The following is a 22,257-nucleotide window of genomic DNA, read 5'->3' on the forward strand; positions in this document are numbered from 1 at the left end:
CGACCGGCTGTAGCGCGCGGGCATGGAATGTCGTCACGATGCCCCCCGACCTTCGGCGCGGTGAACCTGACCGCAAAATGTACGTTGTAATTTTGTCATTCAAGCATGTTTTACGTTATCTTATTGCAATTCATGACGGCCATGCATCGCTCGCGCGTGATGGCGAGGCGCGCCGATTTCCCGGCCCAATGACAAGGACACAGGCTGACCTCCCGCTGACCGTCCGGCCAGTTGGTTGCACACGTGATAAAGCCATTCGGCCGCGTGCCCCGACAAAGGGCACGCGGCGGATCAACCGTGGGGCCGGCGATTCATCTCACGCCATATTGGCGTGCTTGATACTTATACCAGTGCCGCCGGAGGTCGCGATTAAGATCGTGTTTAGATCGTGTAATTGAACGCTTCGTACGACAGATCCCGCAGAATCTGGTCCATGGTCTGGGAAGGCCGATCCGGCGTTTCCGTCCGGATCACCCGCGCCGGCACCCCCGCGACGGTCGCATGGGCGGGCACCGGCCGCAGCACCACCGAGCCGGCGGCGATGCGGGCGTTCTCGCCGACCACGATGTTGCCGAGCACCTTCGCCCCCGCCCCGATCATGACGCCGCGGCGGACCTTGGGGTGGCGGTCGCCCGCCTCCTTGCCGGTGCCCCCGAGGGTGACGTTCTGCAGCATCGAGACATCGTCTTCCAGCTCGGCGGTCTCGCCCACCACCAGGCCGGTGGCATGGTCAAGGAAGATGCCCTGCCCGAACCGGGCGGCCGGATGGATGTCGGTCTGGAACACCTCGGAGGAGCGGCTCTGCAGATACAGCGCGAAATCACGCTCGCCGTTGCCCCAGAGCCAGTGCGTCAGGCGATGCGCCTGGATGGCGTGGAACCCCTTGAAATACAGGAACGGCTCGATGAACCGTTCGCAGGCCGGATCGCGCTCGTAGACCGCGGTGATATCCGCGCGCACCGCCGTGCCGATCGCCGGATCCGCCGCCAGCGCGCGATGGAAGGCCTGCACGATCAACGGCAGGGAGATCACGTCGTTCTTCAGGCGTGAGGCGACGCGATGCACCACCGCGCCTTCGAAACTGGGCTGGTTGATGATGGAATCGAGAAACAGCGGCGCGAGCTGGGGGGCGCAATGATAGGCCTCCTCCGCTTCCTGCCGCAGGCGCGACCACAGGGAATCTGTGAATTCCTGCAGATCCTGCGGGTTTCGGGAGACCAGGGTCAGGTGGCCGAGGGTCGGACGCGGCATTGGCGAGGTCTCCTGCCTGAGGGGCTGTGCAGGGCGGGTGAGCGAGGTGGCGATGGCGCAGCTATGTCGGTGCGGTCACCGGAAGGCGCAAGCGAGGCCGGGTAAAGATTCACTTCCGGGCCGGCCGCGATGTTTCGCTTATGTCCATACCACGCCACCGACAAGCGAATTGCCCGAATGCGAGAGATGCCGCCGGGCGCATGCTCTCATCGCGGTGGGATAACGATCCGGGCCGCGCGCCTCGCCATCAGGTTGCCAGCAGGTCGCTGGTCACGAAGGGAACGCCGAAGGTGCGCTGCAGCCGCTCGCGGGCGATGTCGATGCTGCTGTGGCCGGATGCCGCGGGCAGGCCGATCCCGCGGCAGGCATCCTCGATCACCACCACCGAGAATCCCAGCGCCACCGCGTCCTCGGCCGACCAGGCCACGCAGAAATCCGTAGCAAGCCCGGTCAGGAACAGCCGCCGGAACCCGCGCGCGCGCAACCAGGCATCCAGGCAGGTCGAGGTGGTGCGGTCGTTCTCGCGGAAAGCCGAGTAGCTGTCCACCGAAGGATGCCAGCCCTTGCGCAGGATCAATTCGATGCGCGCCTGGTCGAGCCCGTTATGCAGGGCCGCCCCCGGGCTGCCTTGCACGCAATGATCGGGCCACAGCGTCTGCGGCCCGTACGGCGCGCCGACCGTCTCGAACGGCGCCCGCCCCGGGTGGGCACTGGCAAAGGAGGCGTGCCCCGGCGGGTGCCAGTCCTGGGTGGCGACCGCATGCCGGAACGGCCCGGCAAGCAGGCGGTTGATCACCGGCAGCACGGCATCGCCGTCCGGGACCGCCAGCGCGCCACCGGGCATGAAGTCCGGTTGGACATCGACCAACAGCAACGCGTCCGTGACCGGATCGATGCGGATGCGCTCGGCCATCATCCCTCTCCCCTTATTCCATGAACAGCGCGGCCGGCTGTTCCAGCCGCGCCTTCACCTCCTGCACGAAGGTCGCCGCGTCCCAGCCATCGATCACGCGATGATCGAAGGAGCACGACAGGTTCATCATCCGTCGCGCCACGATTCCTCCCCCCTGCACCACCGGCTGCTCGACGATGCGGTTGACCCCGACAATCGCCACTTCCGGCGGATTGATCAACGGCGTGCTGACGATGCCGCCGAGCGGGCCGAGGCTGGTGATGGTCAGCGTCGAACCGCTCAGCTCCTCGCGCCCGGCGTGGCCCTCGCGCGCCGCCGCCGCGAGCCGGGCGATGCCGGCGGCAGCCTGCCAGAGGTCCAGCGCCTCGGCATGGCGCAGCACCGGCACCATCAGCCCGCCCGGCGTCTGCACGGCGATGCCGGCATGCAGGGCGGCATGGCGGCGCAGGATCCCGGCCGCGTCGTCGTACTGCGCATTCACCTGCGGCACGCGCCGGATCGCGCCGACCAGGGCCCGCAGCAGGAAGGGCAGCAGCGTCAGATGCGGCCGGCCGGGATGGCGCGCATTCAGGTCCGCGCGCAGGTCCTCGAGCGCGCCGACATCGATGGTCTCGACATAGGAAAAATGCGGGATGCGGCGCCAGGACTCCTCCAGCCGCTCGGCGATGCGCCGGCGCAACCCGGTCAGGCGCAGGTCCTCGACCTCCGTGCGGAGTGGCGTGGGGAGGGCTGCGCCGTCGCGCAGATGTGCGTCGAGATCGGCATGAGTGACCCGCCCTTCCGGTCCGCTGCCGGCAATGCCGTGCAGATCGATGCCGAGGGCGCGGGCGCGTTGCCGCACCGCCGGCGCTGCCAGCACGCGCGCCGCCGACGCGGGCAGCGTCGCCACCGGAGCCCTGGCCTCATGCCCATCGACGCCCACATTCCTGGCCGGGGACGCCTCCCCCATCGCTGCCGCCGGCCTGGATTGCGCCAGCGCCGGCTGCGGCTTTTCCTCCACCTCCAGCACGATCAGCTCCGAGCCCACGGGAATCCGCTCGCCCGGCGCGCCCTTCATCGAAACCACGGTCCCGGCGCGCGGACTGGGAATTTCCACCGTCGCCTTGTCGGTCATCAGCTCGACCATCGGCGCGTCCTCGGCGATCGCATCGCCCGGCCGGACATGCCAGGCGATCAGCTCGGCCTCGGCGATGCCCTCGCCGATATCGGGCAGGCGGAAGACGAAGCGCCCCATGGCTCAGCCCTCCAGCGCCCGCCGCATGCCGGCGGCAACACGGTGCGGCCCCGGGAAATAGGCCCATTCCAGCGCGTGCGGATACGGCGTGTCCCAGCCGGTCACCCGCTCGATCGGCGCTTCGAGGTGGTGGAAGCAATGCTCCTGCACCAGCGCCGAGAGTTCCGCGCCGAAGCCACCGGTGCGCGTCGCCTCGTGCACGACCACGCAACGACCGGTGCGTCGCACCGAGGCGGTGATGGTCTCGATGTCCAGCGGGATCAGCGTGCGCAAATCGATTACCTCGGCGTCGATGCCGCTTTCCGCCACCGCCGCCAGGGCCACGTGCACCATGGTGCCATAGGCGAGCACCGTCAGGTCCTCGCCCTCCCGTACCACCGCCGCCTGGCCGAGCGGCACCGCGTAATAGCCCTCCGGCACCTCGGCCCTGGGATGCCCCGCCCAGGGCACGGCCGGCCGCTCGGGATGGCCGTCGAAGGGACCGCCATAAAGGCGCTTGGGCTCGAAGAAGATGACCGGGTCGTCGTCCTCGATGGCGCTGATCAGCAGGCCCTTGGCGTCGTAGGGATTGGACGGGATCACCGTCTTCAGCCCGCAGACATGGGTGAAGATCGCCTCCGGGCTCTGGCTGTGCGTCTGCCCGCCGAAAATGCCGCCGCCGCAGGGCGCGCGCACGGTGATCGGGGCCGTGAAATCCCCGGCCGAGCGGTAGCGCAGCCGCGCCGCCTCGGAAACCAGTTGGTCGGTCGCCGGATAGATGTAGTCGGCGAACTGGATCTCGATCACCGGCCGCAGCCCGTACGCCCCCATGCCGACGGCGACGCCGATGATGCCGGCCTCGGCGATCGGGGTGTCGAAGCAGCGCGCCGGGCCGTGCTTCCTCTGCAGCCCCTCGGTGCAGCGGAACACGCCGCCGAAATAGCCGACATCCTCGCCGAAGATCACCACGTCCGGATCGCGCGCGAGCATCACGTCCATGGCCGAATTGAGCGCCTGCACCATCGTCATCGCCGGCATCGCTCAGCCCTCCATCGCATCGCGCTGCTCGCGCAGGTGCCAGGGCATCTCCTTGAACACGTCGTCGAACAGCGTGGCGGGATCGTGCTCCGTCTCGCCCAGCGTGCCGTTCGCCTCCGCCGCGCGATAGGCCACGCGCACCTCTTCGGCCGCTTCCGCCTCGGCCTGGGTGTGGCGTTCCTCCGACCATGCGTCGCGCGCGATCAGGTGCGCCTTCAGCCGCGCCACCGGGTCGCCGAGCGGCCAGGACGCGGCCTCGGCGGCGGGGCGGTAGCGTGCGGGATCGTCGCTGCTGGAATGCGGGCCGGCGCGATAGGTGAAATGCTCGATCAGGGTGGGGCCGAAATTGCCCCGCGCCCGCGCCGCCGCCCAACGGGAAGCCGCGTAGACCGCCAGGAAATCATTACCGTCCACCCGCAGCGCGGCGATGCCGTAGCCGGCGGCGCGCGAGGCGAAGGTGGCGCCCTCGCCGCCCGCCACCCCCTGGAAGGTCGAGATGGCGTACTGGTTGTTCACCACGTTCAGGATCACCGGCGCCCGGTAGACGCCCGCGAAGGTCATCGCGTTGTGGAAATCGCCCTCGGCGGTGGCGCCCTCGCCGATCCAGCCCGCGGCGATGCGGTCGTCGCCCTTCAGCGCCGCCGCCATCGCCCAGCCCACCGCCTGCGGAAACTGCGTGCCCAGGTTGCCGGAGATCGAGAAGAACCCGGCCTCCTTGCTGGAATAGAGGATCGGCAGTTGCCGGCCCTTCAGCCGATCGCCGCGGTTGGAGAAGATCTGGTTGATCATCTCCACCAGCGGCCAGCCGCGCGCGATCAGGATGCCCTGCTGGCGGTAGGTGGGGAAGGTCATGTCGCGCGGATCGAGCGCCATCGCCTGCGCCACCGCGACCGCTTCCTCGCCGGTGCAGCGCATGTAGAACGAGGTCTTGCCCTGGCGCTGCGCCCGGGCCATCCGCTCGTCGAAGGCGCGGGTCCGCAACATGGTCCGCAGGCCACGGCGCAGCGTCTCGGCATCCAGGCCGGGATCCCAGGGGCCGACCGCCTCCCCGGCCTCGTCAAGCACGCGAATCAACAGGTTGGCGAGGTCCTGCGTCTCACGCGGATGCACGTCGATGTCAGGGCGTGGCACGGCGCCGGCGGGCGGCACCTGCACCCAGGAGAAATCGGGCGGCTGGCCCGGCCGGGCCGGCGGCTCCGGGAAGTGCAGGCGCGGCGTTGCCCCGCCCTCGGGCGTCGCGTTCCGGTCCGGCCCGTCCATGCGCTCCTCCCTCGATCAGCCGTTGCCGCATCGGGAGAGGTGCGCATCACGCGGGAAACCTCCCGCTCAATTCGCGTTTTTCACGCAGGCTTGATCTTGGGGCGTTGCCCCAAACCCCACCAGGAGGCTTCGCCTCCTGGACCTCCACCAAGGGCTTCGCCCTTGGAACCCATGACTCTGTGCCGCGCAGCGCGAACGGGATCCAAGGGCCTTGTGGCCCTTGGCAGGTCCAGGGCGGAGCCCTGGCCTTTACTTCAGGACGATCTCAACCCGCCGGTTCTGCGGCTCACGCACGCCCTCGGCGGTCGGCACCAGGGGGCGGGTCTCGCCGAAGCCCTGCACGGTGATCGCCTGCCGCGGCACGCCGTTGCGCACCAGCTCCGCTGCGACCACCTCGGCCCGCTGCAGTGACAGGCGCTGGTTGTAGGCCGCGGTGCCGGTCTTGTCGGCATGGCCGGCGACCTCGATGCGCGTCACCTGCACGCGCGTGGTCGCCTGTGCCGCCTCGGCCACGATCTGGCGCGCCCGATCGGTCAGCGCCGCGCTGTTCCAGTCGAAGAAGACCAGGTAGCTGCGCGTCGGCGCGGGGGCCGGCGCCGTGACCGGCGCGGGCACCGGGGCCACCGCGCCGGCCGGCGGCGTGACATTGAAGGCATACCGCAACCCGACCAGCGCGGAGTGGTTGTGCTGGTCGCTGGTGATGACGTGCAACCCGCCCGGGCCGGAATAGCCCTGCTTCCCGTTCACGCCGAGGAACCGGTATTCCAGCGTCGCCGAGAGCCCGACCACCCAGGGTACCGGAAACGCCGTGCCGGCGATCGCCTGATAGGCGAAACCACCCTGGGTGCCCGACCAGGATTGCTGCGTGCCGCCGGCGACCTGCCAGCTTCGCTGCTCGAGCCACTGATAGCCGGCGCCGGCGCCCAGGTAGGGGAACACGTAGGGCGAGCCGATATCCATGTCGAACAACACGTTCGCCATGGCGCCATAGGTCTTCTGGTCGCCGCCGAGCGCCGTGACGCCGGTTGGCACGCTGCCCTTGTTGGCCCCGTTGCGCCGGTAGCTGCCTTCCAGTTCCAGCCGCACGCCATTGCCGAAGCCCCAGCCGACGCTGCCGACCGCGGCGAAGCCGGGGTCGAAGTTCAGGCGCTGGTCACCCGGCAGTCGTACCGACACGCCGCCCACGGTGGAACTACGGATGCGCTCCTGCTCGAGCCAGTTCGCGCCGGCGCCGCCACCGACATAAAGCCCCTCGATGGGTTGCGCCCGGGCGGCGAGCGGGAGGGCGATCAGGGTGGTGGCAAGCAAAGCGCGCTTCATGCTGTCCAATCCGGTCGAGGGCATCGTGCCATATGGAGCCAAACTGCGAGTCGGCCCGCTCCCGGACACTGTACGCCTCCGCGAGCGGCCCTGCGGTAGCGAAGCTGTGGCCAGGACGCAACAGTGACCGATACGGGAAGCGGAACGTCGCTTCAACCCGAAGGTTTCGCCACCCGATCGGACCAAAAGGTGAAAATGCCCGCCTTTCTCCCCGTCAGACGATCTTGCAGTCGAAAGGCGGCAGCAGATCGGGGCTTTCGAACTCCAGGACCCAGAGATCGGGGTCGCGCCGGACCTGGCGCTCGATGTAGGCGTCGGCCACTGCCTGCTCCACCGCGACGGGGCCGGTCGCCCGGATCCAGGCGGCCTCGCCCTCGGCGGTGCGGATCTGCGACAGCACGGACAGCCCCTGGCGTCCGCGCAGCACCACCAGCACGCCGCCGGCATCCTCGTCGCCCCGGCGCAGCACCGCGCCGTAGCGGCCATCGGCGTGGCCCAGCCGCAGCGCCATCTGCACCCAAAGTCCTACCTTCACCCGCGGCATGCTCATGACGGACGCACCGAGTCGCTCATGCCGCGCAGATGAGCCTCTTCCCCTTCGGGTTGGCAATCCCCGGACGCGGCGGCAGGATCGGACTGGCATTCCGGCCGATCGGCGCAACATCCTGGGCGCGCAACGGGCAACGGAGGGATCGGAATGAGGGCATACCTGGCCGCACTGCTGATCGGGCTGGCGTGCGCGGCCGCACCGGCCCGCGCCGATGACCGCATCGCCTTCGGCACCGACTGGCTCGCCGAGGCCGAGTACGGCGGCTACTATCAGGCGCTGGCGAACGGCATCTATCGCCGGCACGGCCTGGACGTGACCATCCGCCAGGGTGGCCCGGGCGTGAACCAGACACAGTTGCTGCTCGCCGGGCGGCTGGATGTCGCCATCGCCTCCAACAGCTTCATCGCCCTCAACTTCGTGAAGGAAGCCATCCCCTTCCGGGTGGTCGCGGCGATGTTCCAGAAGGACCCCTCGGTGCTGATCGCCCATCCCGGGCAGGGCCATGACAGTTTCCCGGCCCTGCGCGGCAGGCCGATCATGATCAGCGCCGATACCCGGTCCGGATGGTGGAACTTCCTGCGCGCCAGGTTCGGCTACAGCGACGCCCAGATCCGCCCCTATACCTTCAACCTGCAGCCCTTCCTGGCCGACAAGGGAGCGATCCAGCAGGGTTTCCTCGGGTCCGAGCCGTTCTCCATCCGCGCGCAGGCCGGGTTCGATCCGGTGGTGCTGCTGATCGCCGATGCCGGATTCTCCGGCTATGCGCAGCTCTTCGCCACCTCGGATCGGCTGATCGCCACAAAGCCCGATCTGGTGCAACGCTTCGTCGATGCCTCGATCGAAGGCTGGCGGTCCTATCTCGGGGATGATCCGGCACCGGGAAATGCCCTGATCCGCAAGGACAACCCGGAAATGACCGAGGCCTTGCTCGCCTACGGCCGGGCGGCGCTGAAGCGGCACGGGATTCTCGAGTCCGGCGATGCCGCCGGCCGTGGCATCGGCGTGATGACCGATGCGCGCTGGGCCGATTTCTTCACCACGATGTCCGCCCAGGGGCTCTATCCCGCCGACCTCGACTGGAAGCGCGCCTATACACTGCGCTTCATCGACCACGCGGCCGGGACGGAGACCCGGCGTCCGTGATGCGACGCGACACATTTCGCTCTGCCGGGCGCGCGTGCTGACGCTGGAGCGGCTCGGGCGCCGCTTCCCCAACGGCACCGAAGCGCTGCGCGATGCGTCGCTGCGGCTGCAACAGGGCGATTTCGTGGCCCTGCTTGGCCCTTCGGGCTGCGGCAAGTCGACGCTGCTGCGCCTGATCGCCGGGCTGGACGCGCCGGATGCCGGCCGCATCCACTGGGACGGCGGCCAGGCCCCAGCCCCTGGCGAAATCGGCTTTGTCTTCCAGGACGCGACCCTGCTGCCATGGGCCAGCGCCGCGGAGAACGTGTTCCTGCCACTACGCCTGCGCGGGGTAGCGCGGGGGACGGCAGGCCCGGCGGTGCAGGCGGCCCTGGCGCGCGTGGGCCTCGACGGCTTCGCCGCGGCGCTGCCACGCGAATTGTCGGGCGGGATGCGCATGCGCGTCTCGATCGCCCGCGCCCTGGTCAGCCGCCCGCGCCTGCTGCTGATGGACGAGCCTTTCGCCGCCCTCGACGAATTCACCCGCCACGGCCTGCAGGAAGACCTGCTGGCATTGTGGCGCGAACTGTCCTGCTCGGTGGTGTTCGTCACCCATTCGATCTACGAGGCCTGCTTCCTCGCCCGGCGCATCGTGCTGATGACACCACGGCCCGGGCGCATCGTCACCGAGATCGAATCGCGGCTCACCGCTTCGCCGGAAGCCCGGCTCGACCCCGCCTATGCGGCCCTGGTCGCCGACGTGACACACGCCCTGCAGCAAATTCCCACCGCCGAAGGTCCCCTCGCCCCGTCCCATGCCGCGGCGCCGGCCTGGGCGGGTCAAGGCTGGCGGCAGGACCGCCCGTGACCCGCGCCGCGCCATGGCTGTTCGCCCTGCTGTTCCTGTCGCTGTGGGAAATTGCCGTTCGTGCCAGCGGCGTTCCGGTCTATCTCGTTCCCGGTCCGGTTGCGGTCCTGGGCGCCTTCCTCGACGCGCCGTCGCTGTTGCTGGCCTCGCTGGCGTCCACTCTCGGCGTGACCCTGGTGGCGCTGGCGGTTTCGGCCGGGCTTGGCGTCGCCCTGGCCCTGCTGATGCAGGCCAGCCCGCTGGCCCGCGCCGCCTTCCAGCCCTGGACGGTGGTATTGCAGGTGACGCCGATCGTTGCGATCGCACCGCTGGTGATTGTTTGGGTGGGCGATCCGTTCGCCTCGGTGGTGATCTGCGCCACCATCATCGCCTTCTTCCCGGTGTTCTCCAACACCGCCGCGGGGCTTGCCGCGGCGCCGGCGGAATTGCTCGACCTGTTCCGGCTGAACGGGGCAACGCGCTGGCAGACCCTGCGCCTGCTGCGCCTGCCGGCGGCGCTGCCCTATTTCCTCGCCGGGTTGCGCATCTCCGGCGGGCTCGCCCTGGTCGGGACGGTCAGTGCCGAGATCGTTGCCGGGGCGGGCGGCGTCGCCTCGGGCCTCGCCTATCGCATCCTCGAGGCCGGATATCGGCTGCAGGTGCCGCGGATGTTCGCCGCCCTGGTGCTGCTCTCGGCCAGCGGCATCACCATCAACCTGGCGCTCGGCGCGCTGGCCGGCCTGTTGCTGCGCCGGCGCGGAGAGGCTTGATGCCGCCGGGCCGGAATGCCAGAACGCGCGCCGGAGGTTCCCCCATGACCAAGCAAATGAGCGAAGGCCAGCGCGCCTATGAGGAAAAGCGGGCCGCCAAGGCCGGGATGAGCCTCGATAAGTGGCTCTCCGTGAAGGACCGCGAGAAGCAGGACGAGGCACGCAGCCGTGCCCAGTCCGCCAAGGCGGCCGACGCGGAGAAGAAGCCTGGCTTCTTCAGCCGCCTGATCGAGCGCGCCCACAAGCCGCTGTAACTTTTCGTCGCGGGATCCAAGGGCCTCCGGCCCTTGGCAGCGTCCCGGCTGTCGTGAATCTGTCGCCGCGTCATCCGGTCATGCGTCGCAGCAGCCCGTCGCGGCGCATGTAAGTGTGATAGACGACGCCCATCAGGTGCAGGCCGATCAGGCAGATCAGCAGGTAGCCGCTGGCCACATGCATCCGCGTCAGCGCCGCGGCGACGTCCTGGTTCTTCCCGATCAGCGCCGGCAGATGGACGAGGCCGAACACCGAAAGTTGCTGCCCCGACGCGCTCGCGGCGAGCCAGCCAACGATCGGCATGGCCAGCAGCAACACGTAGAACGTCAGATGATTCAGGCGCGCAAGGGTGGACACGTCCTCGGGTGTGCCCTCTGGCGGCGGCGGCACGCCGAGGCGGCGGCGCAGGCTGAGCCGCCATGCCATCAGCACGAACAGCAAGGTCCCGGTACCGCCATGCAAGCCCAGCATTCGGCTGAGTTCGTCGGCATTTTCCGGCGACGACTGCAGCAGTTTCGCCAGGCTGATTCCGATCAGGATCTGGGCCACCACCAGTCCTGCGACAGTCCAATGAATAAGGCGCTGTTCGCGCGAATAGCCTTCCAGCATCAACGGTCTCTCCCCTGGTCATCCCGGACAGGCTGGGACTTGACATGACTACGAGCGACGCCGGCATTCGCTGCGCCGTTCACGCGGATTGGAGTACGGACCCGCGGAAAAGATGGATGACGCTGGCCCGCCGCACGCCGGCGGGCTGGCGGGTCGCCGCGCCGGAACCGGTGGGAGAGGTCTCCACGCTGCTGGCGCGCCTGCATGACCCTGCTGCCGCCGTGCTGCTGGGCGCCGACCTGCCGCTCGGCCTGCCACGCGGCTATGCCGCGCGGCTGCGGGCGGCGGATTTTCCCGCCTTCCTGCGCGGCCTCGCGGCAAGCGCGGATTTTTTCCGTGTCTGCGCGACGCTGGCCGAGGTCGGCCCGGACCGCCCCTTCTATCCCGCCCGCGGGGTGGCCGGCATGACCCGCGCCGCCCATGCCGCCGCGCTGGGCCTGCCGGATGCCGCCGCGCTGTGCCGTGCCGTGGACCACGCCACCGCCGAGCGCCCGGCCGGGGCGCCGCCGTTCTGGACGCTCGGGGCCAACCAGTCCGGCAAGGCCGCCATCTCCGCCTGGCGCGATCTGGTGATGCCGGCACTGTCGGGCGATGCGCTGCGGCTCTGGCCGTTCGAGGGCGACCTGCCGGCGCTGCTCGCGCCCGGACGCATCGTCATGGCCGAAACCTATCCGGCGGAAGCGCTGCGTCATCTCGGCCTGCGGCTTATCGGCAGCAAGCGGCGGCGCGCGGACCGGGCCGCCCTCGCCCCCGCGTTGCTGGCGGTGCTGCCACGGCTGGGCGCCCGGCCGGAACCGGCTCTGGTGGCGGCGGCGACCGATGGTTTCGGCGCCGACGCGGCCGGCGAGGACCGTTTCGATTGCGTGCTGGGCGTGCTGTGCGTGCTGAACGTGCTGGCCGGGCACCGGCCCGCCTTCGTGCCGGATGATCCCTGGATCCGGCACTGGGAAGGCTGGGTGCTCGGCCAGACCGCCTTGCCGCGCGATCAGTCGGCGTAGAGCCCGGCCGCGCGGGCACGCTGACGCAGCAGCGCCACCAGCAGATCGAGCGTGGGTGTTGCCACGCCGGCCAGCCGCGCCAGCTCCAGCGGCACTGTGTAGAGCGCATCCACCTCCATCTGCCGGCCGAGCTGCAGGTCCTGCAGGATGCTCGGACGATGACGGCTGCGGCGGGCCCAGGCCATCTGCCAGTCGGGATCGATGGAGGCGTCGCAGCCGAGCGTGGCGGCGATCGCCGCGCCCTCGGCGATCGCCATGCGCATCGCCGAGGCGATGGCAGGTTCGGCGGTGCTGTCCTGCGGCACGCTGGCGCTGAGCACGGCAATGGGGCCGGTGCTCAGGTTGTTCATCAGCTTGGCCCAGACCGCGTCGCGGATACGCGGCGTCACCTCGGCGCCGGTGCCGCCTGCGCGCAGCACTTCGGCGAGCGCCTCGACGCGCGGACCCGGCCGGCCGTCGATCTCGCCCAGGATCAGCCGGTGTTGCGTCGAGCCCTCGACCCGCACCACGCCAGGGGCGATCACTTCGCAGGGCGCGTAGACCACACCCCCGATCGTGCGCTGCAGTCCGACCGCACGCAGGATCGTATCGTCCGGATCGAGCCGGGGCAGGCGCCGCCCGTCGAGCGGGCCGCCATGGTGCTGGAAATACCACCAGGGAATGCCGTTCACGACGAACACCACCGGGGTGTCCGGCCCGAGCAGCGGCGCCAGCATCGCCGCCGCCGCGGGCAGCGCATGCGCCTTGACGGTGGTCAGCACGATATCCTGGCGACCGAGTTCGGCAGGATCGTCGCTCGCCGCCGGGCGCACATGGATTTCCTCGTCGCGGTCCTGCACACGCAGGCCGTCCGCGCGGATGGCGGCGAGATGCGCGCCCCGCGCCACCATCGAAACTTCCGCGCCCCCCCGTGCGAGCCGGGCGAGAAGATGTCCGCCGATGGCGCCGGCGCCGAAAACACAGACGCGCATCACGACAGCAGCTCCAGCGTCGCCCGCGTGATCGCCTGCACGCCGATGCCAATGCAGGCTTCGTCAGGGGCATAACCGGAATTGTGCAAACGGTCCGCCCGCCCCGGCGCGCCCGAGCCGATGCGCAACTGGAACCCCGGCACCCGCTCCAGCAGCACGGCGAGATCCTCGGCGCCCATGATCGGCCCCCGCTCCTCCACCACCTCGCCGAGCTGGCGGCGGATCGCGGCGATGGTGGGGTCGATCACCCGGTCGTCGTTGACCAGCGCCGGCACCTCGCGCCGGTAGGCGATCTCGCAGCGCACGCGCAGCGATGCCTCCGCCCCCTGGCAGAGCCGGCGGATGGCGGCCTCGGCGATGTTGCGTGCCGGGGCGTGCAGCGTGCGCACGGTGCCGCGGAAGGTGACGCTGTCGGGAATGATGTTGGCGGCCTCGCCGCCATGGATGGCGCCGACGGTCACCACCGCCGGATGCATCGGATCGACTTCGCGGGAGACCACGGTCTGCAGTTGCGTGACCAGCAACGCCGCCGCCACCACCGGATCGATCGCGGAATGGGGATGCGCGGCATGGCCGGAGACGCCATGCACAGTGATGGCGAAGGTGTCGGCAGCGGCGAGGCCGGGACCACGGGTATAGCTGAATCGCCCCACCGGCAGGTTCGGTGCGTTATGAAAACCAAGCGCGAGGTCGATGCGGGGATTGTCCAGCAATCCATCGTCGAGCATGGCCTGCATGCCGCCCACTGCCTCCTCGGCAGGCTGGAACACCAGCTTCACCGTGCCGGCCAGTTGCGGCGCGAGCTGGCGCAGCAGGGCGGCGACACCGATCAGCGTGGTGGTGTGCAGGTCGTGGCCGCAGGCATGCATCTTCCCCTCGATGCGACTCGCCCAGGGCAGGCCGGTCTGTTCCTGGATCGGCAGCGCGTCCATGTCGGCGCGCAGCGCCAGCACCGGGCCGGGCCGGCCGCCCTCGATCAGGCCGACGACGCCGGTGCGGCCGATGCCGGTCTGGTGAGGGATGCCGAGTCGGGTGAGCTCGCGCGCCACCACCGCGGCGGTGCGCACTTCCTCGAAGGCGAGCTCGGGATGAGCGTGGATGTCGCGGCGGATCGCGATCAGCTCGGGCTCGATGGCGGCGATGAGCTCGCGGATCCGGTCCGTGGGGTCATTCGACAAGGACATGCGGAGCAGCTTTCAGTTGAGGCATCGCATGCTTGCCGGTCACATTGGGGTGCTGCAAGGTTACATCACGCTGCCGGGGCGTGGACACCATCCCTGTCACGCTGCCATAGCTGACACGATCACTCCCCAGAACAAGGACATCAGGACCGGCCATGACCGTTCTGCCGCCCCCTGCTCCCGGCACCACGCCCGCCCTCTCCGCGCCCGGCCGCGCCACCGGCCTGGTCGTCCCGGTGGTGTTGTCCGGCGGCTCCGGCACGCGGCTGTGGCCGGTGTCGCGGGAAAGCTTCCCCAAGCAATTCTGGCCGCTGGCCTCCGACCGGCCGATGATCGCCGAGACCGCGCTGCGCGCCACCGGCGACGGCTTCGCGCCTCCCATTGTCGTGTGCAACCAGGAGCATCGTTTCGTCGTTGCCGAGCAGCTTCATCGGGTGGGCATCACCACGCCGACGATCCTGCTCGAGCCGGTCGGCCGCAACTCCGCCCCGGCGATCGCCGCCGCCGCCCTGATCGTGGCCGAGCAGGATCCCGACGCGGTGCTGTGGATGATGGCGGCCGATGCCGCCATGGGCGATCTGCCGGCGTTGCATCGCGCCGTGGACGCCGCCGTCGCCGCGGCGCGGGCCGGGCGCATCGTCACTTTTGGCATGCGGCCGACCGCGCCCGAAACCGGCTATGGTTATATCGAAGTGGGAACGCAGTTGCCCGGCCTGCCGGGCGTGCACGACCTTGCCCGCTTCGTCGAGAAGCCGGATGCGGCGCAGGCGGAAACGCTGGTCGCCTCCGGGCGGCATCTGTGGAATTCCGGCATGTTCGTGTTTACCGCACGCACCTTGCTGGAAGAGATGGAGCGGCACGCCCCCGACGTGCTGGCAGCGCTGCGCCCGGCGGTGACGGGGCGCACGCAGGACCTGGATTTCTGCCGGCTCGATCCGGTGGCCTTCGCCGCGGTGCCGAATATCAGCCTGGACTATGCGGTGGCGGAGAAGACCGACCGTGCCGCGGTGGTGCCGGCCGATCTCGGCTGGTCGGACGTGGGCAGTTGGGGCGCGCTGTGGGAACTCGGCAACAAGGACACGGCCGGCAACGTGGCGGTGGGCGATGACGTGCTGCTCGAAGGGGCCACGGATTGCTACGTGCGCAGCGACGGCATCCTGACCGCGGTGCTGGGGCTGAAGGACGCGGTGGTGGTGGTGACCGAGGACGCGGTGCTGGCGATGGACCGCTCCCAGGCGCAGAACGTCAAGCGCGTGGTCGACCGGCTGAAGGCGGGCGGCAAGCGGCAGGCGGTGTCGCACAACCGGGTGTACCGCCCCTGGGGCTTCTACGAGAGCCTGATCCAGGGCCAGCGGTTCCAGGTGAAGCGCATCCTGGTCAATCCGGGCCACCAGCTCAGCCTGCAGAAACACTTCCATCGCGCCGAGCACTGGGTGGTGGTGAGCGGCACGGCCGAAGTGACCTGCGACGACACGCAGAAGATGGTGCGCGAGAACGAGAGCATCTACCTGCCGCTCGGCAGCGTGCACCGGCTGCAGAATCCCGGCCGGATTCCGCTGACGCTGATCGAGGTGCAGGTGGGCAGCTACCTGGGCGAGGACGACATCGTCCGTTTCGAGGACACTTACGGGCGGCGGTAAAGGCAGGCGGCGGACATCACGCATCATAAAGGGGAGGCACCTGGCCTCCCCTTTACTTTTGGCACCGGGACGTCAGTGCCATTGCACTAATGATGCAGTATTACAGGCGCACCAACACTGCGACAGCAAAAGTCGTCCGACAGATCCCGGCCTGACAGAAATACAGATCGCTCTCAGCGGCGCGATGCCGAGCGATCACGCCACGCAATAAAGATCCCGGACGCCAGAGTCCCGATCATCAGAAAGAACAGAGGGTCCATTTTGTGTGCCTTTCCCCGTTTGTTTTTTGGCATGGCTGACATGTGGCGGGGGCGGGATCCGTCAAGGAGCGCCCGGCGCCGCGAACCGCCCCGACCAGACAAACTTTTGATCACAGATCGGTGATCAGGGCCGCGCCAGCGAAGCCTGCAGGGTGGCTGCCTGCACCAGCGCCGACTCGCCGCAGCGGCGGATCTCCGCGGCGGTGGCGGCGAGTTCGCCGGGCTGCAGATCGGCACGGGTCATCGCCTGACGGCAGGCGCGCTCGAATGCCTGCGCCCCCACCGCCCCGGCGGCGCCAGCGAGCGCATGGCTGGTGCGGCGGAAATTCGTGACGTCGCCCATCGCGGCCGCGGCCTCCAGCACGCCGGTCAGGCGCAGGACGTCGTTGCGGAAGACGTCCAGCACGAGACACACATCTTTTGCATCGAGGTCGCGAACCAGCCGGGCCGCAAACTCCGCCTCGCTCATTGGACCGGGCCGCGCCGACAGCCACGCGATCGCCGGGCGGGCGAAGGCGGCCGCGACCGGGGGAGATCGAAACTGGTCGGCTGGAACATGGCCATTGCTGCCTTGGAGACTTTGCTCGGGACCGAGCCGGGGCACAACCATATCGGGATTCAGCATGCCCGTCGCGGTTGTTCTACTCCGGATTGCAAAGCGATGTACAGCCGATTCTCTTCGGCACCGGCAGCCCACGCAAGGCTCAGGCGCGCGGGGTGGGATGCCCCGCGCGCCTGATGCCGTTGCGATGGCCCGGGCCGGTTTATCCGACGCGGAGCCCCGTGCGATCGGATGATCGGATCGTCTAGGAGCGGTACGACCCGTTGATGTCGATGTAGCCGTGGGTGAGGTCGCAGGTCCATGCGGTGGCACGCCCCCGGCCAAGGCCGAGATCCACCTCGATGGCGACCTCGCGCCCCTTCATGTGGGCCACCACCGGCGCCTCGTCATAGCCTTCGACCACGCCGCCCTGGCGGGCCATCCAGACGCCGCCGACCGCCACCGAGATCAGGTCCCGGTCGGCGGGCTCGCCAGCCTTGCCGACCGCCATGACGATGCGGCCCCAGTTGGCGTCCTCGCCGGCGATCGCGGTCTTGACCAGCGGGGAATTGGCGATCGCCATCGCCACCCGCTTCGCCGAACCGGAGGAAACCGCCCCGGTCACGTCGATGCGCACCAGCTTCTGCGCCCCCTCGCCGTCACGCACCACCTGCAGCGCGAGATCGAGCAGCAGGTCATCGAGTGCCGCCTTGAACTCGCGCAGCATCCGGCCGCCCTCGGGCGGCACGCGGGGATGCTTCGCCTGGCCGGTGGCAAACAGCAGCACGGTGTCGGAAGTGGAGGTGTCGGAATCGACGGTGGTGCAGTTGAAGCTGCCCGCCACGCCCTTCTGCAGCAGCGATTGCAGCACCGCCGCCGGCAGTTTCGCGTCGGTGAAGACGAAGCACAGCATGGTCGCCATGTCCGGCGCGATCATGCCGCTGCCCTTGGCGAAGCCCTGGATGGTCACTTCGGTATCACCGATCCGGACGCGGCGCACCGCCCCCTTGGGGAAGGTGTCGGTGGTCATGATGCCGCGCGCGGCCGCTTCCCAGGCATCGTCATGCAGGGAGGCATGCAGCGCCGGCAGGGCGGCGGTGAGGCGCTCATGCGGCAGCACCTCGCCGATCACGCCGGTGCTGGCCAGCATCACCTCGCGCGGCCGGCAGCCGATCAGCGCCGCCGCGGCCTCGGCCGAGGCCTTGGCCGCCTCGGCCCCGGCCCGGCCGGTGAAGACATTGGCGTTGCCGGCGTTGATGACGACGCCGCGTGCCTTGCCCCCCTTCAGCGCCGCCCGGCACCAGTCGACCGGCGCGCCGGGGCAGCGGTTGCGGGTGAACACGCCCGCCGCGGTGGTGCCTGGCGTGAGCTCCACCATCACCAGGTCCGTCCGCCCGCGGTAGCGGATGCCGGCGGCGGCGGCGCCAAGGCGCACACCCGCGAGCGGCGCGAGCGACGGCAGCGGAACGGCAAGCGGCGAAACGGCGGGTGGCATGGTCGGCAGTCCTTAGGTGGTAAGTGGATCTGAAAGCTACTTGGCGGGGGCCGGCGGCGGCTCGGCGCCGTCGGTCGCGCGCGGCATCATGCCGTCCAGGTTGAACTTTTCCACCTTCACCCCGGCGCGGGCGGTGGTCAGCAGCTTCTGGGCGGCTTCCTGCACCATGGTGTTGCGCAGGTCGTCGCGGGCCTGCTCGAAGGTCGGAGTCGGGGCGGTGCGCCGTTCCTCGACCTTGATGACATGCCAGCCATAGCGGGTCTGCACCGGCTTGTCGGAGACCTGGCCGGGCTTGAGCGCGAAGGCGGCTTCCGAGAACTCGGGCAGCATGTCGCCCTGCTTGAACCAGCCGAGATCGCCGCCCTGGGCGGCGCCCGGGTCGGTGCTGCGGGCCTTGGCGATGGCCGCGAAGTCGCCGCCCTTCTTCAGCTCGGCGATGATGGCCTTGGCATCGGCCTCGCTCGCCACCAGGATGTGACGGGCATGCACCTCCGGCGCGCCGGTCTTGCCGGCGATGTCGTGGTCATAGCGGGCGCGCACCGCCGCATCGCTGACCTGCGGGCCGATTTCGCGGTGGAACAGGGCGGATTGCAGCGCTTCCTCGGCGGCGCGGGCCATCTGCCGCTGCACCTGCGGATCCTTGTCGAGCCCCTGCCTGGTGGCGAGCAGGGCCACCGCCTTGCGGTCCACCAGCTGGTCGACCAGGGCGGGATAGAGCATCTGCGGCGGCATCGCCCGGTACTCGGGCGGCAGGGACTGGATGGCCCCCTGGACGTCGGAGAGTCGGATATCGGTGCTGTCCACCCGCGCGACCACGGGGTCGGCGGCGGCCGGCGGGGCGGAAGGGGCCGGCGCCTGGGCGCGGCCGGACACGGGAGCGGCGACCGCACAAAAGGCCGTCAAGGCCAGGATCGGTGCGGTCCTGGAGAGATGCCGCATGCTATGTTCCTTCTGAAAGCGGCCGGAGTTATGGCCGAAGCGTTCCCCCCTCACAACCTGCCGGGGGCCGTTTGCGGCGCGGAGCTGACGCCTGCTCGTTGACCGCGCACCGGTTGGGTCCTATCTGACTGGCCTGCCCAACACGAAGAATGGGGGGTGGGCGGCTGTGCGGCGCGCGGACGGGTCGTTCGCCGGGCCGCAATTGCCGTGCCGGCCCCAGGAAGGCTTTCCATGTTCGCCCGCTTCGCCCGAGCCATCTTCGGCACCTCGAACGACCGTGCGCTCAAGGCCTATCAGCGCCGGGTGCCGGAGATCAATGCCTTCGAGCCTGCACTGGCCGCGCTGTCGGACGAGGCGCTGCGCAACAAGACCATCGAATTCCGCGAGCGCCTCGCCAACGGGGCGACGCTCGACGAGTTGTTGCCCGAGGCCTTCGCGGTGGTGCGCGAGGCTTCCAAGCGCACGCTCGGCATGCGCCATTTCGACGTCCAGATGATCGGCGGCATGGTCCTGCACGAGGGCCAGATCGCCGAGATGAAGACCGGCGAGGGCAAGACCCTGGTCGCCACCCTGCCCGTCTACCTGAACGCGCTGGCCGGCAAGGGCGTGCACATCGTCACGGTCAACGACTACCTCGCCAGGCGCGACGCCGAATGGATGGGGCAGATCTATACCTTCCTCGGCATGTCCGTAGGCGTCATCGTGCACGGCCTGGAAGATACCGAGCGCCGCGCGCAATACGCCGCCGATATCACCTACGGCACGAACAACGAGTTCGGCTTCGACTACCTGCGCGACAACATGAAATATCGCCTGGAAGATATGGTCCAGCGCGATTTCTATTACGCGATCGTCGACGAGGTCGACTCGATCCTGATCGACGAGGCGCGCACGCCGCTGATCATTTCGGGTCCGGCCGAGGATTCCTCCGATCTCTACCGCACCGTCAACGCGGTGGTGCGCGAACTGGTGAAGGACGAATCGACCTACGAAAAGGACGAGAAGTTCCGCACGGTCACGCTGACCGAGGAAGGCACGCCCCGCGTCGAGGAAATGCTGCGCGAGGCCGGCATCCTCACCGAGGGCGGGCTTTATGACATCGCCAACGTGTCGGTCGTGCACCACGTGCAGCAATCGCTGCGCGCCCACACCCTGTTCGCCCGCGACGTGGACTATATCGTGCGCGACGACAAGGTAGTGCTGATCGACGAGTTCACCGGCCGCATGATGGAAGGCCGCCGCTTCTCCGAGGGGCTGCACCAGGCGCTGGAGGCCAAGGAAGCCGTCACCGTCCAGCCGGAGAACCAGACCCTCGCCTCGATCACCTTCCAGAACTATTTCCGCCTCTTCCCCAAACTGGCCGGCATGACCGGCACGGCGATGACCGAGGCCGACGAGTTCGCCGAGATCTACCGTCTGGGGGTGGTGGAGATCCCCACCAACGTGCCCTGCATCCGTCGCGACGAGGATGACGAGGTGTATCGCACCGCCGCGGAAAAATACGAGGCGGTGGCGAAACTGATCGAGGAGGCGCTCACGCGCCGCCAGCCGGTGCTGGTAGGCACGGTCAGCATCGAGAAGAGCGAGATCCTCTCCGAGATCCTCAAGAAGAAGAAGGTCCCGCACCAGGTGCTGAACGCGCGCTACCACGAGCAGGAAGCGCAGATCGTCGCCCAGGCCGGCGCCCCCGGCGCGATCACCATCGCCACCAACATGGCCGGCCGCGGCACCGACATCAAACTCGGCGGCAATTTCGAGATGCGGGTGAAGAACGAGGCGGCCGGCCTCGCCGATCCCGCCGAGCGCGCCGCCCGCGAAGCCACCATCCGCGCCGAGATCGAAAGCGGCTACGAGACAGTGAAGCAGGCCGGCGGCCTGTATGTGATCGGCACCGAGCGGCATGAAAGCCGGCGCATCGACAACCAGTTGCGCGGCCGCTCCGGCCGCCAGGGTGACCCGGGCGCGTCACGCTTCTTCCTCAGCCTCGAAGACGACCTGATGCGCATCTTCGGGTCGGACCGCATGGGCGGCATGCTGACCCGACTCGGGCTGAAGGACGGCGAGGCCATCGTCCATCCCTGGATCAACAAGGCGCTCGAGAAGGCCCAGAAGAAGGTCGAGGCCCGCAACTTCGACACGCGCAAGAACGTGCTGAAATATGACGACGTCATGAACGACCAGCGCCGCGAGGTGTATTCGCAGCGCCGCGAGTTCATGAAAGCGTCCGACGTGTCCGACACCCTCGCCGACATGCGCGCCGAGGTGATCGCCATCATGGTCGCCCGCCGCATTCCCGAGAAAGCCTACGCTGAGCAGTGGGAATCGGCCGAGCTTGCCGAGGACGTGCGGCGCCTGCTCAACCTCGACCTGCCGATCGTCGAGTGGGCGCGCGAGGAAGGCATCGACGAGAACGGCATCCGCGAACGCATCGAACAGGCGGCGGACGCGGCGATGGCGGCGAAGGCGGCCAATTTCGGGCCGGACCTGATGCGCTTCGTCGAAAAAAGCCTGCTGCTGCAGACGCTGGACGCGGTGTGGAAGGAACACCTGCTCGCCCTCGACCACCTGCGCCAGGGCATCGGCCTGCGCGCCTACGGCCAGCGCGATCCGCTGAACGAATACAAGACCGAGGCCTTCGCCCTGTTCAACGGCATGCTGGACGAGCTGCGTGAACGGGTGACCTCGCTGGTGGCGCGCGTCGAACTGGCTGGCGACGCCCCTGCCCCGACCGAACTGCCGCCGCTGCCCCGCGACATGGTGGCGAGCCACCCGGAACCGGCCATGGCCCTGGCCGGCGGCGACGTCGGCGATTACGACGCCGCCACCAGCCGCGTGACGGCCATGCCGATGCGGACCGACACGGTGGACCCGAAGGACCCGGCCACCTGGGCCAACTCCCCGCGCAACGCCCCCTGCCCCTGCGGCAGCGGCAAGAAGTTCAAGCACTGCCACGGGCGGACGATGTAACTGCCCATAAGCGTTAGGAAAGGCCAGGGCTCCGCCCTGGACCTGCCAAGGGCCACAAGGCCCTTGGATCCCATTCTCGCTGCGCGGCAAAGCAAGTGTAGGGCGGATAAGCGCAGC

The 22,257-nt window shown here is 69.1% G+C and carries 21 protein-coding genes; 7 read left to right on the forward strand and 14 right to left on the reverse strand.

Annotation, left to right across the window (positions count from 1 at the left end; genetic code table 11):
- Positions 1–381 precede the first annotated feature (381 nt).
- From cysE to NBY65_RS25970, 7 genes are all read right to left on the reverse strand, one after another.
- A complete protein-coding gene (gene cysE / locus NBY65_RS25940) occupies positions 382–1,251 on the reverse strand; it encodes a serine O-acetyltransferase (RefSeq protein WP_150042170.1) in 870 nt (289 codons plus the stop codon).
- A gap of 247 nt (positions 1,252–1,498) precedes the next feature.
- Positions 1,499–2,164 carry a bifunctional nicotinamidase/pyrazinamidase gene (pncA, locus tag NBY65_RS25945; RefSeq protein WP_150042171.1) on the reverse strand — a complete coding sequence of 222 codons (666 nt, stop codon included), beginning with the start codon at positions 2,162–2,164 and terminating at the stop codon, positions 1,499–1,501.
- Positions 2,165–2,177: 13 nt separating this feature from the next.
- A complete protein-coding gene (locus NBY65_RS25950) occupies positions 2,178–3,398 on the reverse strand; it encodes a dihydrolipoamide acetyltransferase family protein (RefSeq protein ID WP_150042172.1) in 1,221 nt (406 codons plus the stop codon).
- A gap of 3 nt (positions 3,399–3,401) precedes the next feature.
- A complete protein-coding gene (locus NBY65_RS25955) occupies positions 3,402–4,415 on the reverse strand; it encodes an alpha-ketoacid dehydrogenase subunit beta (protein ID WP_150042173.1) in 1,014 nt (337 codons plus the stop codon).
- Between the two features lie 3 nt (positions 4,416–4,418).
- Positions 4,419–5,675, reverse strand: a complete 1,257-nt coding sequence (locus NBY65_RS25960) for a thiamine pyrophosphate-dependent enzyme (RefSeq protein ID WP_150042174.1) — start codon at positions 5,673–5,675, stop codon at positions 4,419–4,421.
- A gap of 249 nt (positions 5,676–5,924) precedes the next feature.
- On the reverse strand, positions 5,925–6,995 hold the full coding sequence (locus tag NBY65_RS25965) for an OmpA family protein (protein WP_150042175.1): 1,071 nt from the start codon (positions 6,993–6,995) through the stop codon (positions 5,925–5,927).
- Between the two features lie 214 nt (positions 6,996–7,209).
- The gene (locus tag NBY65_RS25970) at positions 7,210–7,545 is read right to left on the reverse strand and encodes a DUF1491 family protein (protein ID WP_150042176.1); all 336 of its coding nucleotides are present in this window, start codon (positions 7,543–7,545) and stop codon (positions 7,210–7,212) included.
- A gap of 147 nt (positions 7,546–7,692) precedes the next feature.
- On the opposite strand from NBY65_RS25970, the gene NBY65_RS25975 reads away from it, so the two are divergent.
- Genes NBY65_RS25975 through NBY65_RS25990 form a run of 4 tightly spaced genes read left to right on the forward strand, consistent with a single transcriptional unit; the run spans position 7,693 to position 10,538 of the window.
- A complete protein-coding gene (locus tag NBY65_RS25975; RefSeq protein ID WP_150042177.1) occupies positions 7,693–8,688 on the forward strand; it encodes an ABC transporter substrate-binding protein in 996 nt (331 codons plus the stop codon).
- 34 nt (positions 8,689–8,722) lie between these two features.
- Entirely contained in the window at positions 8,723–9,535 is an 813-nt protein-coding gene (locus tag NBY65_RS25980; protein WP_150042178.1) for an ABC transporter ATP-binding protein, read from the forward strand.
- On the forward strand, positions 9,532–10,284 hold the full coding sequence (locus NBY65_RS25985) for an ABC transporter permease (protein ID WP_150042179.1): 753 nt from the start codon (positions 9,532–9,534) through the stop codon (positions 10,282–10,284). Before NBY65_RS25980 ends, NBY65_RS25985 begins: the two co-directional genes overlap by 4 nt.
- A gap of 44 nt (positions 10,285–10,328) precedes the next feature.
- The gene (locus NBY65_RS25990; RefSeq protein ID WP_150042180.1) at positions 10,329–10,538 is read left to right on the forward strand and encodes a hypothetical protein; all 210 of its coding nucleotides are present in this window, start codon (positions 10,329–10,331) and stop codon (positions 10,536–10,538) included.
- Between the two features lie 70 nt (positions 10,539–10,608).
- Here the strand turns inward: NBY65_RS25990 and NBY65_RS25995 are convergent, their stop codons facing one another.
- A complete protein-coding gene (locus tag NBY65_RS25995; protein WP_150042181.1) occupies positions 10,609–11,148 on the reverse strand; it encodes a cytochrome b in 540 nt (179 codons plus the stop codon).
- Between the two features lie 116 nt (positions 11,149–11,264).
- On the opposite strand from NBY65_RS25995, the gene NBY65_RS26000 reads away from it, so the two are divergent.
- Positions 11,265–12,146 carry a hypothetical protein gene (locus NBY65_RS26000; RefSeq protein WP_239002875.1) on the forward strand — a complete coding sequence of 294 codons (882 nt, stop codon included), beginning with the start codon at positions 11,265–11,267 and terminating at the stop codon, positions 12,144–12,146.
- Here NBY65_RS26000 and NBY65_RS26005 read toward each other — a convergent pair.
- Genes NBY65_RS26005 through NBY65_RS26015 form a run of 3 tightly spaced genes read right to left on the reverse strand, consistent with a single transcriptional unit; the run spans position 12,134 to position 14,455 of the window.
- Complete coding sequence (locus NBY65_RS26005) at positions 12,134–13,117, reverse strand: ketopantoate reductase family protein (RefSeq protein WP_150042183.1); 984 nt, start codon at positions 13,115–13,117, stop codon at positions 12,134–12,136. The genes NBY65_RS26000 and NBY65_RS26005 overlap by 13 nt on opposite strands.
- Complete coding sequence (locus NBY65_RS26010; RefSeq protein WP_150042184.1) at positions 13,117–14,301, reverse strand: M20 metallopeptidase family protein; 1,185 nt, start codon at positions 14,299–14,301, stop codon at positions 13,117–13,119. The genes NBY65_RS26005 and NBY65_RS26010 overlap by 1 nt, the downstream gene beginning before the upstream one ends.
- Positions 14,285–14,455 (reverse strand): hypothetical protein, encoded by a 171-nt coding sequence (locus tag NBY65_RS26015; protein WP_162530650.1) that lies wholly within the window; start codon positions 14,453–14,455, stop codon positions 14,285–14,287. Before NBY65_RS26015 ends, NBY65_RS26010 begins: the two co-directional genes overlap by 17 nt.
- Between NBY65_RS26015 and NBY65_RS26020 the strand changes: the two genes are divergently transcribed.
- Positions 14,454–15,938 carry a mannose-1-phosphate guanylyltransferase/mannose-6-phosphate isomerase gene (locus NBY65_RS26020; protein WP_150042185.1) on the forward strand — a complete coding sequence of 495 codons (1,485 nt, stop codon included), beginning with the start codon at positions 14,454–14,456 and terminating at the stop codon, positions 15,936–15,938. The two genes, NBY65_RS26015 and NBY65_RS26020, sit on opposite strands and share 2 nt — an antisense overlap.
- Before the next feature lie 384 nt (positions 15,939–16,322).
- Here NBY65_RS26020 and NBY65_RS26025 read toward each other — a convergent pair whose 3' ends face one another.
- The 3 genes from NBY65_RS26025 to NBY65_RS26035 all read right to left on the reverse strand — a co-directional run bounded on the left by NBY65_RS26025 (position 16,323) and on the right by NBY65_RS26035 (position 19,173).
- Complete coding sequence (locus NBY65_RS26025) at positions 16,323–16,667, reverse strand: Hpt domain-containing protein (protein ID WP_162530651.1); 345 nt, start codon at positions 16,665–16,667, stop codon at positions 16,323–16,325.
- Between the two features lie 337 nt (positions 16,668–17,004).
- Entirely contained in the window at positions 17,005–18,234 is a 1,230-nt protein-coding gene (gene argJ / locus NBY65_RS26030) for a bifunctional glutamate N-acetyltransferase/amino-acid acetyltransferase ArgJ (protein WP_150042187.1), read from the reverse strand.
- A gap of 36 nt (positions 18,235–18,270) precedes the next feature.
- Positions 18,271–19,173 carry a peptidylprolyl isomerase gene (locus NBY65_RS26035; protein ID WP_150042188.1) on the reverse strand — a complete coding sequence of 301 codons (903 nt, stop codon included), beginning with the start codon at positions 19,171–19,173 and terminating at the stop codon, positions 18,271–18,273.
- A 231-nt stretch (positions 19,174–19,404) separates the two neighbouring features.
- Here NBY65_RS26035 and secA point away from each other — a divergent pair, with 231 nt between their 5' ends.
- Positions 19,405–22,140, forward strand: a complete 2,736-nt coding sequence (gene secA, locus NBY65_RS26040; protein WP_150042189.1) for a preprotein translocase subunit SecA — start codon at positions 19,405–19,407, stop codon at positions 22,138–22,140.
- The last annotated feature ends 117 nt before the right edge of the window (positions 22,141–22,257 follow it).

This window comes from Rhodovastum atsumiense, assembly GCF_937425535.1.
Lineage (GTDB): Bacteria > Pseudomonadota > Alphaproteobacteria > Acetobacterales > Acetobacteraceae > Rhodovastum > Rhodovastum atsumiense.